This is a genomic window from Nocardia higoensis NBRC 100133, assembly GCF_000308595.1.
Lineage (GTDB): Bacteria > Actinomycetota > Actinomycetes > Mycobacteriales > Mycobacteriaceae > Nocardia > Nocardia higoensis.
In genome coordinates this window covers 26830-38735 of the sequence record NZ_BAGA01000062.1, presented here as the reverse complement: position 1 = coordinate 38735, position 11906 = coordinate 26830, and the positions used below count along the sequence as shown (strand labels likewise).

The following is an 11906-nucleotide window of genomic DNA, read 5'->3' as shown; positions in this document are numbered from 1 at the left end:
GCCCAATCGACAAGATCAAAATCCGGTCTATGGCCGAGCCCTACGTAATGATCAGGCGCTCCTCGTCCTACCTCGTTTCCCGCGCCCCGCCGAGCCTTTCGGCTCTGCGTCTCGGCTCCGGGTCGGTGTCCGTGTCGCTCTGACCTGGAATAAGTTACGCAGGCAGTCGGACCGTGTCAAATCCCCAGGTAGATCGGGGTAAACGTCGGTTGAACGGCTAACGGCGGGTCGGTTCTGCGGCGAACTCACCGCGAACCCAGGCCGGAAGGAACCAACCGGGCGCTTCGGCGCGGAACCGTTCGCGGCGCCAGGAGCCCGCGCCCGCGGGGACGACGCCCACGATGTCCACTCCGGTGAGGCGAGTCAGATCCTCGCGATTGCACTCGGCGGCCAGATCGGGCTCGTCCGGCCATGCGCCGATCACCAGACCGGCGCAGTGGACGCCCGCGGCTTCGAGCGTGCGGACGGTCAATTCGGTGTGGTTCAGGGTGCCCAGGCCGGCGGCCGCCACGACGACTACCGGCGCGTCGAGTTCCTGCGCCAGATCGAGCAGGGTGAACTCCCCTATCCGTACGAGCAGACCGCCCGCGCCCTCGACCAGGATCAGATCCGAAGTGTTCAGCTCACGCAGGGCGGCAGTGGTCTCGGCGAGGGTCAGCAGGGGCTGCCCGGCGCGGCGGGCGGCGGTGTCGGGCGCGAGTGGCTCCGGATAGCGCGCCAACTCCCGGGTGACCAACGGGCCGGCCAGCCGGTCGACGACCGCGAGATCGCCGGGCTCACCGGGAACGACGCCGGTCTGCGCGGGTTTGCAGACCGCCACCGATCGGCCCTCGGCCACAGCGGTCGCGGCGAGGGCGGCGGTGACGACCGTCTTGCCGACATCTGTCGAGGTACCGGTGACGAACAGCAGGCTCATGCCGGCACCGCGTCCGTCGTGCGTGTGGCGGCCTCACCGTGGGCCTCGTCCTGTCCACGGGCTTGCGCCAGCACTTCGCGGAGAACCGTCGCGACGGTGGCCAGCTCGGCCTCGGTGAGATCGGCGCGGGCGGTGAGGCGCAGGCGCGAGGTGCCCTCGGGGACGGTCGGCGGGCGGAAGCAGCCGACGTCGAGGCCGCGGGCGATGCAGGCCTGGGCGGCGTCGTAGGCGACCTGGGCTCTACCGAGCACCACCGACACGACAGCGGATTCGGGTTCGGGCGCGCCGGCGACCCGGGCGATGGCCGCGGCATTGCGCAGGACGCGATCGGCCAGGCCGGGATCGCGGCGCAGCAGATCCAGCGCCGCGCGGGCGGCGCCGACAGCCGCGGGAGCCAGGCCGGTGTCGAAGATGAAGGTGCGGGCGGCATCGATCAAGTGGGCGCGCACGCGCTCGGCGCACAGCACGGCTCCACCTTGCGCGGCCAGCGCCTTGGACAGGGTGGCGGTGACGATCACGTCCGGTTCACCGGCCAGTCCTACCTCGTGGACCAGGCCACGACCACCCTGCCCGCGTACGCCGATGCCGTGGGCTTCGTCGGCGATGAGGACCGCGCCGTTCGCGCGGGTGACGCCGTGCAGTTCCCGCAGCGGCGCGAGGTCGCCGTCGGCACTGAACACCGAGTCGGTGAGCACCAGGGCTCGTTCCTCGGCGCGAGTGGACAACAGCCGGTCGACTTCCTCGACATCGCCGTGCGGAGCGATCTCGACTCGGGCGCGCGACAACCGGCAGGCGTCGACCAGAGAGGCGTGGGACCCCGCGTCGGAGACGATCAGCGAGCCGCGCCCGGCCAGCGCGGTGACCACGCCCAGGTTGGCGGCGTAGCCGGAGGCGAACACCAGTCCGGCCTGCGCCCCGACGAACTCGGCGAGTTCCGCTTCGAGCGCGGCGTGATCAGCCGTGGTGCCGGTGACCAATCGCGAACCGGTCGAGCCCGCACCCCAGCGCCGCACCGCCTCGACCGCGCCTTCGATCACCTGCGGGTGCCGGGTGAGTCCGAGGTAGTCGTTGGAGGCCAGGTCGATCGACGGCGATTGCGGCTGCCTCGGTCGCAGTTCGCGACGCAATCCGGCACCGACGCGCGCTCGCGCCCGTTCGTCCAACCAGCTCAGCGGATCGGTAGTCACAGCGCAGGAGCATACTTGAACGGCGTTCAGGACGGTTGACGGCCGCCGCTCAGCCGTTGAACCACTGCGGAGTGTCCAGGCGGAAGATCTCGCCGGGGGCGAGGATCCGCAGGTCGCGCTCGAGCGCGCCGAGCCGGTCCGGACCGAGGGTTCGCGACCAGCGCTCGCGGATGCCGGCGAAGGCGCGCGCCGATCGGTCGAGAGCGTCGTAGGCACTCTCGGTCAGCGTGCACACCTTGCGCCGGGCGTCGGCGGGATCGACGTGCAGGCGCAGGTAGCCGAGTCGTTCCAAGGTTTCGATGTGCTTGCCCGCCGCCTGCTTGGAGACGCCGAGCGCGCGGCCGAGGTCGGCGGCCGTGCAGCCGTTCGGTCCACCGGCGCGGGCTATCGCCTGGAAGACGAAACCGTGCATGGGTCGTATGCCGGCATGACCGTGCGCGGCGAGGTCGGCATGCACCTCGTCGATCGCCGACCGGAACGCCAGCAGGAATCGCATCGGAAGCTCATACCCGGGTCCCACTTCTCCCTCTGCGGATCCGCCGTCGGCAGGTGCATCACTTGACATATTGGACAACCTCATTGACTATTTGGACAACTACATTGTCTACCTTAGGAGCAGTCACCCATGACCGTCGTCCGCCACACCGAGACCCGTCGCACGGAAACCCCCGGCGGGGTCATGACCACATTGGCCTCCCCTACTCAAGGCGGAGCGGCCACGGCACTGTGGCGGGTGGAGGTCCCGCCGCAGACCTCGGGCCCGCTGCACGAATTCGATGTCGAACAGATCTGGACAGTGCTGACCGGTTCGCTGGTGGTCGATCTCGACGGCAATCCGCACGACGCGGCGGAGGGTGACACCGTCGTGCTGCCCGCGGGCGTGCGGCGGCAGATCACGAGTGGGCCGGAGGGCTACCGCGCGATCGTCACCGCACCGGCGGGCGCACAAGCGCGGACGCCACAGTCCGATTCGCCGGTCGTACCGCCGTGGATCGCCTGAGCCCGGCCCGCCCCTGGGCCGCCGGCGCGGGGTGACAAGTCGGCACGCACCGCCCCCAGCTCCCCGCCCGCACTGCGGCGAGCATGCCGCGGCACGGGAGGTTCCGAGGGCGGATCCGGGGAAGTTCCGCCACATCGCCGACGGACCCGGCGCGCGTCAGGAGCTGGTGAGAACGACCAGCTGCCGAGTCGCGCGGGTCATGGCCACTCTTTGTGTCCCACGGCTGGTAGACGCCGCCGCGCAGACGACCGGACCCGGACCTGATCCAGGGTGGCGCGCCGCCCCGGGGCCCACTTCGGAACACCGCCTAGGACGTCACGGCGCGGCAGACCGCGCCGATGGCGTCGGTGATCGCCCGTACGTCGGCAGGGGTGCTGATGAACGGCGGCATCGTATAGACGAGGTTGCGGAACGGGCGCAGCCAGACACCGGACTCGACGGCGGCGGCGGTCGCGACCCGCATGTCGACCGGCTGTTCCAGTTCCACCACCCCGATGGCGCCCAGCACGCGCACATCGGCGACACCGGGCGATTCCCGCAGGGGTTCGAGGCCGGCGCTCAGGCCCGACTCGATCTCCCCTACCTCGGCCCGCCAGTCGCGGGAGAGCAGCGTCTCGACGGAGGCGACTGCCACCGCGCAGGCGAGCGGATTGCCCATGAAGGTGGGCCCGTGCATGAGACCGCCGTGGGCGGCGCTGATGGCCTCGGCGATCCCGGTGGTGCACAGTGCCGCGGCGAGGGTGAGATAACCGCCGGTCAGAGCTTTGCCGACGCACATGACATCGGGGCGCACGCCGGCATGTCCGGCGGCGAACAACTCCCCGGTGCGACCGAAGCCGGTGGCGATCTCGTCGAAGACGAGCAGCACATCGTGTTCGTCGCAGAGGCGGCGCAGATCGGCGAGGTAGCGCGCGTCGTGGAAGCGCATGCCGCCCGCGCCCTGGACGACCGGCTCCACGATGACGGCGGCGAGTTCGCCCGCGTTCGCGGCAATGGCGGCGGCGAGTTCGCCGACGTAGCCGGTTCGGTAGTCGGCCGGTGGCATGCCGACGAATATCTGCTCGGCGAGCACGTCGGTCCACAGCGCGTGCATGCCGCCCTCGGGGTCGCAGACGCTCATGGGGGTGAAGGTGTCGCCGTGATAACCGCCGCGCCAGGTGAGCAGCTTGCGCTTGGCGGGTTCGCCGAGGCTGCGCCAGTACTGCAGGCACATCTTGACCGCGACTTCCACCGAGACCGAGCCGGAGTCGCAGAGGAAGACCTTGTCCAACCCGTCGGGGGTGAGTTCGACCAGTAGTTCGCAGAGGCGGGCGGCCGGTTCGTGGGTGAGGCCGCCGAACATGACGTGGCTCATCCGGCGGGCCTGTCCGAGCAGGGCGGCGTCCAGGGCCGGGTGGCGGTAGCCGTGCACCGCCGCCCACCAGGAACTCATGCCGTCGATCAGTTCGCGCCCGTCGGCCAGGGTCAGGCGTACCCCCGAGGCACTGGCCACCACCAGCGGCTCGGTAGTGGCGGGGAAGCCGCCGTAGGGGTGCCAGACGTGGGCCGCGTCGATGGCGGTGATCCGGTCCGGGGTCAGTGCTCCTGTGGCCAAGTCGGTCCTCGCGGGTGTGTCGCGCTCACGTGCTTCGCCCCACCTAGGGGCGACTTGAACGATGTTCAAGTTAGCAGCACGACACGCGCGGCGGGCATCGCGTCCGGTTCCCGGATGTGACCCTTGTGACGCGGTGCACCGCGACACCTACGCGAGCGCGGTTCGGCGCTACTGTCGTGTCCATGGCTCAGCCCGACCCAGCGCCAAGCGATGTGACGCCCCTCGGCACCTGGCCGGGGACCGCGTACCCCCTCGGTGCTACCTACGACGGCGCAGGCACGAACTTCTCGTTGTTCACCGAAGTGGCAGACGCGGTGGATCTCTGCCTCATCGATCGCGACGGCGGCGAGACCCGGATCGGGCTCGAGGAAGTCGACGGCTACGTCTGGCACGCCTATCTACCGACGATCGGCCCCGGACAGCGCTACGGATTCCGCGTGCACGGCCCCTGGGATCCGGAGCGCGGATTGCGCTGCGATCCAAGCAAATTGCTGCTCGATCCATATGGCAAAGCGTTCGACGGCGACTTCGACGGCGACCCCTCGCTGCACACCTACGGCCTGGACACACTCGGCCACACCATGACCGGCGTCGTCATCAACCCGTTCTTCGACTGGGGTGCCGACCGTCCGCCCAATCGGCCCTACCACGAGACCGTCATCTACGAAGCCCACGTCAAGGGCATGACGATGACCCATCCGGAGGTGCCGGAAGAACTGCGCGGCACCTACGCGGGCATCGCGCACCCGGCGGTGGTCGAGCATCTGAAAGGGTTGGGCATCACCGCGATCGAGCTGATGCCGGTGCACCAGTTCCTGCACGACCGGACGCTGCTGGACCAAGGGCTGCGCAACTACTGGGGCTACAACAGCTTCGGCTATCTCGCCCCGCACAACGAGTACGCGGCCAGCGCGCGTGGCGGTGCGGCGGTCACGGAATTCAAGGCGATGGTGCGGGCACTGCACGCCGAGGGCATCGAGGTGATCCTCGACGTGGTCTACAACCACACCGGCGAAGGCAACCACCTTGGCCCGACGATCGCCTTCCGCGGCATCGACAACGCCGCCTACTACCGCCTGCTCGAGGACGATCCCTCGAAGTACAGGGACTACACCGGCACCGGCAACAGTCTCAACGTGCGCCACCCGCACACGCTGCAACTGATCATGGACTCGCTGCGGTACTGGATCCTGGACATGCATGTCGACGGTTTCCGCTTCGACCTGGCCGCCACCCTGGCGCGCGAATTGCACGATGTGGACAAGCTTTCCACCTTCTTCGATCTGGTCCAGCAGGATCCGGTGGTCAGCCAGGTCAAGCTGATCGCCGAGCCCTGGGACGTCGGCGAGGGCGGCTACCAGGTGGGCAACTTCCCCGGCCTGTGGACCGAATGGAACGGCAAGTATCGCGACACCGTGCGTGACTACTGGCGCGGCGAGCCGTCGACCCTGGGGGAGTTCGCCTCCCGGCTGACCGGCTCCTCCGATCTGTACGAGGCGACCGGCCGGCGCCCCGGCGCCAGCATCAACTTCGTCACCGCCCACGACGGGTTCACCCTGCGTGACCTGGTGTCCTACAACGAGAAGCACAACGAGGCCAACGGCGAGGACAACCGCGACGGCGAGAGCCACAACCGCTCGTGGAACTGCGGCGTCGAAGGACCCACCGACGATCCGGAGATCCTGGCCCTGCGTGCCAAGCAGCAGCGCAATCTGCTGGCCACGCTGATCCTCAGCCAGGGCACACCGATGCTCGCGCACGGCGACGAGATGGGGCGCACCCAGCAGGGCAACAACAATGTGTACTGCCAGGATTCCCCGCTGGCGTGGATGGACTGGTCACTCGCCGAGACCAATGCCGACCTGCTGGAATTCACCCGCTCGGTGATCGCGTTGCGCACGGCGCATCCGGTCTTCCGGCGCAGGCGGTTCCTGGCGGGCAGGCCGATCCGCCCCAAGCACATCACCCACGACATCGCCTGGCTGACCCCCGCGGGTGAGGAGATGACCGCGGCGGACTGGGACAGCGGTTTCGGCAAAGCGCTGACGGTCTACCTGAACGGCCGCGCCATCCCGGAGCCGGGCCCGCGCGGTGAGCGCATCACCGACGATTCGTTCCTGCTGTGCTTCAACGCCCACCACGATCCGCTGGACTTCGTGCTGCCCGGCCCGGAGTACGGCCTGCGCTGGGTGGTCGAACTGGACTGTGCCAGTCCCGACGGCAGCGGCGGGGCGTCCTACGAGGCCACCGCCATCCTGCCCGTTCCCAGCCGCTGCCTGCTCGTCCTGCGCTGCACCGAACGACTGTGACACGTCCATGACTCTGCCCGAAACTCCCGAACTCACCTCCCGCCCCGACGCCGCCGTCCCCGGGCGCGCGGCCAGGCAGACCCCGGTGCGCAGCACCTATCGGCTGCAACTACGCCCGGACGCGCTGACCTTCGCCGACGCCCGCGCGATCGCGGAATATCTGCAACAGCTGGGTATCTCGCACCTGTACCTGTCCCCCATCCTGACCGCAGCGCGCGGCTCCACGCACGGCTACGACGTGACCGATCCGACCACCGTGTCGGCTGCACTGGGCGGTCCGCTCGGGCTCAAAGCGCTCGCCGACGAGGTCCGCACCCGCGGCATGGGGCTGATCGTCGACCTGGTGCCCAATCACGTCGGCGTCGCCGATCCGCGGCAGAACCCGTGGTGGTGGGATGTGCTGCGGAACGGCCGGGAGTCGGCGTTCGCGCGGTTCTTCGACATCGACTGGAGCCCGGGCAACGGCGCGGGCGGGCGGCTGGCGCTGCCGGTACTGGCCAACGAGAACGATCCGGCCGCACTCACGGTGGACCGTTCCGGACCCGAACCCATGCTGGCGTTGCACGATCTGCGCTTCCCGATCGCGCCGGGCACCGACGGCGACAATCCGCTGCGCATCCACGACCGTCAGCACTACCGCCTGGTCAGCTGGAAGGCGGGGGTGTGCACCTACCGCCGCTTCTTCGCGGTGAGCACGCTGGCCGCGCTGCGCCAGGAGGACCGCGAAGTCTTCGACGTCACCCATCGGGAGCTGGCCGCGTGGTGCGAGCACGATCTCATCGACGGTGTGCGGGTGGATCATCCGGACGGCCTGTCCGATCCCGCCGGGTATCTGACCCGGCTGCGGCAGCTGATCGGACCGGACCGGTTGCTGCTGGTGGAGAAGATCCTCGCCAACCGGGAACCGCTCGACCCGACACTGCCGGTGGACGGCACCACCGGCTACGACGCGCTGGCCTGGATCGGCGGAGTGCTCATCGACCCGAAGGGCGAGCAGGCGCTGACCGAGCTGTCACGCCGCTTCGCCGGGCACGGCAGCGACCGGGCCTGGATCGGCGAGACCGAGCACCGCATCAAAAGGGCGGTGGCGGAGAACATTCTGGCTCCGGAACTACGCAGGCTGGTGGTCGCGATCAAGCAGGACGCGGCCGCGGATTCCTTCGACACGCTGGCGCTGACCAACGCCGCGATCGAGGTGCTGGCCTTCATGCCGGTGTACCGGGCCGACTACACGCCGCTGGCCGGGATGACCGGCGCGGTGATCGCGGAGGTCGAGCGGCGCAACAGCGAACTGAGCGCGCCGCTGAAGGTGCTCGTCCGAGCGCTCGCGGTCGGCGGGGAGGCGGCCACCCGGTTCGAGCAGGTGTGCGGCGCCATGACCGCGAAAGCGGTGGAGGACACCATGTTCTACCGCGCCGCCCGACTGGTGTCGCTGCAGGAGGTGGGCGGGAACCCGGCGCGCTTCGGGCATTCGGTGAACGAGTTCCATCTCGCCAATATCGAGCGCGTGCGGCGCTGGCCCGCCGGCATGACGACGCTGTCCACGCACGACACCAAGCGCGGCGAGGATGTTCGGGCACGGATCGGGGTGCTCTCGCAAGTGGCGGGGACCTGGGCGAAGTCGGTGGAATCCTGGCTGGACCAGACGCCGCCGCCGGACGGCGCGACCGCGTTGATGTTGCTGCAGAACATGTTCGGGGTGTGGCCCGCCGACGGGCGGCCCGCGTCGTCGGTGTCGGGGCTGCGCGAGCGGCTGCACATGTACACGACGAAAGCGATTCGCGAAGCCGGTCTGCGCACCTCGTGGGAGGATCCGGACACCGAGTTCGAGACCGCCGTGCACGTGTGGCTGGACGCGGTGATCGACGGCCCGGTGGGCTCGCAGCTCAGCGACCTCACCCACGATCTGGCCCAGCACGCCTGGTCGGATTCGCTGGCGCAGAAGTTGTTGCAGTTGTGCGGACCCGGCATTCCCGACGTGTACCAGGGCTGCGAGCTGTGGGAGGACTCGCTGGTCGACCCGGACAACCGCCGTCCGGTCGACTTCCCCGCACGTACGGGCATGCTGCAATCGCTTACCGGCACACCGGCATTGGACACCTCCGGCGCGGCGAAGATGTGGGTGGTCGCCTACTCGCTGTGGCTGCGCCGGGAGCGCCCGGAATGCTTCGTCGGCGGCTCCTACCTGCCGATGTACGCCACCGGCGAGCAGTCCGAGCGGGTGGTCGGCTATGCCCGCGGCCGGGTCGGCGAGCCGCCGGAGGTGGTGGTGCTGGTCACCCGGCACAGCGTGGGACTGGCCGAGAGCGGCTGGGGCGATACGGCAGTCGATCTGCCCGCGGGTGCGTGGACCGACCGGCTGACCGGGCACACCTTCCAGGGGCGGACCCGGATCGAGCAGATCTTCGCGCGACTGCCCGTCGCACTGCTCGTGCGCTGAACGCGGTGCGCGATCCGAGCCGTGAGCGAGCCCGCTCTCCGTTGAGCAGGATCGATGATCGTTCTCGGCTGCGGATTCGATCCCGTGTACGGGCGTCGTTGCCCGAGCCGCGGTTTCGAACGCGCGTGCCGTCGGAGACGCGTGGTCAGGGCTTTCGGCGTGGTACGGCTTCCGTCGGGCTGCTCCCCGTGGCGAGCAGCCGGGCGTTGTGCGGAATCTGTCGTGGCCCCCTTTCTCCGTCCGGCGGGAGGTCGCCGGGGCTCGGCGGGATGGGTTCGATGAGCTCGGCCGGGATCTGCCCGCCGAGTTCGGCACGCCAGCGGCGCAGGTTGCCGGGCAGGTAGTTCGGGTCGGCGGTGACCGTCGAGGCCAGGCGCACCCCGTGGTCGCCTTCGACCACCGGTTTGCGCGAGGAGTCCCGGTAGAAGCGGCTGTGCCGGTTGCCCAGTGCGCGCAGGGTGCGCGCCACGTTGAGCACCCGGTAGCCGGGGCCGAGCGAATCGTGCAACATCGCGTGATTCTCCACCTCGGCGCAGCGACCGGTCAGGCATTCGATGAGGCCGTCGTCGAATGCCAGTCCTTCCGCGCGCGCCTCGGCGACCATCCATCGGAAGGTGGCGTCGGACAGTCCGCACTCCTCGTAACCACCGCCGATGTCGCTGTGCACGCCGGCGAACCAGACCTGCTCGACGCGGGCGCGACGGCCGCGAGGTTTGATCCGGTGGTGTTCGACGTGCAGCGACACCGGCACCTGCCACAGGCAGGGTTCGAAATTTCGCCTGCGTTCGTCGAGGGCGAGCGCCTGCCGGGCGCACAGCACCCATTCCGAGAGATTGACGTCGTGGAAGCTGTGCCGCCAGGAGGTGATGCCGGGGACGCCGAGCGCACCGACGGTGTCGAACACGCCGAGGAAGTCGACCGGAGCCCGTCGGCTGTGCGCGGCCCGGAAATCCGCCCACTCCTCCTCCGTCGGCGGCGGTTTCCGGTTGCGCAGCCGCTTGCCCCCGAGCCGGCGATACATCCTCAGCGCGGTCGGGTAGTGCCCGGCGATCATCGACCGCGGGGTCATCATCCCGATGCGGTCGATGAGTCCGACCAGGCTGCGCGCGGTGTAGGCGCCGCGGCTGAAACCGAAGACGAAGATCTCGTCGCCGGGTTCCCAGTTGACAGCCAGCTGCCAGTAGGCGGCGGACAGGTTGGCCTCCAGGCCGAGACCGAACGCGCCACCGATCAGGCGGTCGGCGGTGAATCCTCGGGCGCCGGGGCCGGAGATGTAGATGACCTGCTGACGCAGGCGCGAGCCGCCCGGGCCCGGCGCCTCCCTCCGCACGGTCTGCGCGATCTTGACGATATTGGACACCGTGCTGCTGTTCTCGGCCTTCCATGTGCCGTCGCAGCACACCACCAGGCGTTTCATGCTTCGAGTCTCCGTCCGGCCGTTGTCGGAATCGCGCGTACCCGGCTACTCGAATCATCCTGACGCGCCCGGGCCCGTATCGACAGCAGGCGCGCTCCACCTGCGTGAGCAGGGCTGTACACCACCGCCGGGTGCGGCCCGGACGACACGGACCGTACCCGGCGGCGGCAGGACTCACCCGGCCTTGCGCAGACCCAGGTATTGCAGTGCGGCGAAACCACCCACGACCACGGCCTGCAGGACCGCCCACAGCGCGCCCGCCACGGTGAGTCCGAGGACGCCAGCGAGGACAGCTGTCAGGCTCAGCACGACCCAGGCGGCGTTCGCGCCGATCACCACGCGGACCGCGGCGGTACTGATCCGGGCGGGCAGACCGACGATCGTCACGACGACGGCGTAGACGGTCAGGAATGCGCCGATGCCGAGGGCGATACCGCGCTCGAGTCCGAGCAATGACTCCAGCGGAGCCGACAGGGCGAGATAGGCCAGGCCGTTCACGCCGGTGACGAGTGCGTCGGCGCGCAGGGACAGGCGCAGCAGCCCGTCGCCGGAGTCGAGCAGCGCGGACAGGCGGTGCGCGGAAGCAGAGGTGGTCATGATCGTCTCCTTGCCGGAAGCGGCGGTATGGGTCAGGCGGTGGCGGGCACCTTGTCGAGGAAGCCGTAGACACGGTCGATCCGGCCCTGCGACAGCACCGCGACGTCGAAGCCGACGATCAGCGCCTCGCCGTCGGCGGGACCGAGTTCCCAGGTGAAACGCACCTGGTCGTGGTGGGCGTCGACGGGGCCCGCCAACCGGAAGACCAGCCCGGGGAACTGCGCCTGCACCGCCGCGATGCCGGCGTCGATGGCTTCGCGACCGGTGACGTCCATCAGGGGGTCGACGTAGCCGGGGGTGTCGGTGAAGACGCGGGCGATGGCCGCTCGGCGGGCCGCGGCGTCGGTGGTGTTCCAGATCTCCAGGTACTGCGCGACCAGGTCGTTCATGGTGTTCTCCTCGGATCGGGGGGTTCATCGGTGGGTACGGGAGAAACGGTATGGGTG

At 69.5% G+C, this 11906-nt stretch carries 10 protein-coding genes; 3 read left to right on the top strand and 7 right to left on the bottom strand.

What is annotated here, in order from left to right; all coding sequences use genetic code 11:
• Nucleotides 1-217 precede the first annotated feature (217 nt).
• Genes bioD through ON26_RS08490 form a run of 3 tightly spaced genes read right to left on the bottom strand, consistent with a single transcriptional unit; the run spans nt 218 to nt 2599 of the window.
• Entirely contained in the window at nt 218-916 is a 699-nt protein-coding gene (bioD, locus tag ON26_RS08500) for a dethiobiotin synthase (protein ID WP_040795471.1), read from the bottom strand.
• Nucleotides 913-2103, bottom strand: coding sequence for an 8-amino-7-oxononanoate synthase (locus ON26_RS08495; RefSeq protein ID WP_051026835.1), 1191 nt, complete (start codon nt 2101-2103; stop codon nt 913-915). Before ON26_RS08495 ends, bioD begins: the two co-directional genes overlap by 4 nt.
• A gap of 49 nt (nt 2104-2152) precedes the next feature.
• Nucleotides 2153-2599 carry a MarR family winged helix-turn-helix transcriptional regulator gene (locus tag ON26_RS08490; protein ID WP_245545775.1) on the bottom strand — a complete coding sequence of 149 codons (447 nt, stop codon included), beginning with the start codon at nt 2597-2599 and terminating at the stop codon, nt 2153-2155.
• A 129-nt stretch (nt 2600-2728) separates the two neighbouring features.
• On the opposite strand from ON26_RS08490, the gene ON26_RS08485 reads away from it, so the two are divergent.
• On the top strand, nt 2729-3103 hold the full coding sequence (locus ON26_RS08485; RefSeq protein ID WP_040795469.1) for a cupin domain-containing protein: 375 nt from the start codon (nt 2729-2731) through the stop codon (nt 3101-3103).
• A gap of 307 nt (nt 3104-3410) precedes the next feature.
• On the opposite strand, the gene ON26_RS08480 is transcribed toward ON26_RS08485, so the two are convergent.
• Nucleotides 3411-4697 carry an adenosylmethionine--8-amino-7-oxononanoate transaminase gene (locus ON26_RS08480; RefSeq protein ID WP_040795468.1) on the bottom strand — a complete coding sequence of 429 codons (1287 nt, stop codon included), beginning with the start codon at nt 4695-4697 and terminating at the stop codon, nt 3411-3413.
• A gap of 182 nt (nt 4698-4879) precedes the next feature.
• Here ON26_RS08480 and glgX point away from each other — a divergent pair, with 182 nt between their 5' ends.
• Complete coding sequence (gene glgX / locus ON26_RS08475) at nt 4880-7006, top strand: glycogen debranching protein GlgX (RefSeq protein WP_051026833.1); 2127 nt, start codon at nt 4880-4882, stop codon at nt 7004-7006.
• Between the two features lie 7 nt (nt 7007-7013).
• On the top strand, nt 7014-9446 hold the full coding sequence (gene treY / locus ON26_RS08470) for a malto-oligosyltrehalose synthase (protein WP_245545774.1): 2433 nt from the start codon (nt 7014-7016) through the stop codon (nt 9444-9446).
• A 145-nt stretch (nt 9447-9591) separates the two neighbouring features.
• Here treY and ON26_RS08465 read toward each other — a convergent pair whose 3' ends face one another.
• The 3 genes from ON26_RS08465 to ON26_RS08455 form a co-directional block, all read right to left on the bottom strand.
• Nucleotides 9592-10863, bottom strand: coding sequence for a T6SS phospholipase effector Tle1-like catalytic domain-containing protein (locus ON26_RS08465; protein WP_083883938.1), 1272 nt, complete (start codon nt 10861-10863; stop codon nt 9592-9594).
• Nucleotides 10864-11037: 174 nt separating this feature from the next.
• Nucleotides 11038-11460, bottom strand: coding sequence for a hypothetical protein (locus ON26_RS08460; RefSeq protein ID WP_051026832.1), 423 nt, complete (start codon nt 11458-11460; stop codon nt 11038-11040).
• A 32-nt stretch (nt 11461-11492) separates the two neighbouring features.
• The gene (locus tag ON26_RS08455) at nt 11493-11849 is read right to left on the bottom strand and encodes a nuclear transport factor 2 family protein (RefSeq protein WP_040795466.1); all 357 of its coding nucleotides are present in this window, start codon (nt 11847-11849) and stop codon (nt 11493-11495) included.
• Nucleotides 11850-11906: the final 57 nt, after the last annotated feature.

Coding starts and splice junctions, on each gene's coding strand:
- bioD (WP_040795471.1), bottom strand. CDS start 916: ATGAGCCTGCTGTTCGTCACCGGTACCTCGACAGATGTCGGCAAGACG.
- ON26_RS08490 (WP_245545775.1), bottom strand. CDS start 2,599: ATGCGATTCCTGCTGGCGTTCCGGTCGGCGATCGACGAGGTGCATGCC.
- ON26_RS08485 (WP_040795469.1), top strand. CDS start 2,729: ATGACCGTCGTCCGCCACACCGAGACCCGTCGCACGGAAACCCCCGGC.
- glgX (WP_051026833.1), top strand. CDS start 4,880: ATGGCTCAGCCCGACCCAGCGCCAAGCGATGTGACGCCCCTCGGCACC.
- treY (WP_245545774.1), top strand. CDS start 7,014: ATGACTCTGCCCGAAACTCCCGAACTCACCTCCCGCCCCGACGCCGCC.
- ON26_RS08465 (WP_083883938.1), bottom strand. CDS start 10,863: ATGAAACGCCTGGTGGTGTGCTGCGACGGCACATGGAAGGCCGAGAAC.
- ON26_RS08460 (WP_051026832.1), bottom strand. CDS start 11,460: ATGACCACCTCTGCTTCCGCGCACCGCCTGTCCGCGCTGCTCGACTCC.
- ON26_RS08455 (WP_040795466.1), bottom strand. CDS start 11,849: ATGAACGACCTGGTCGCGCAGTACCTGGAGATCTGGAACACCACCGAC.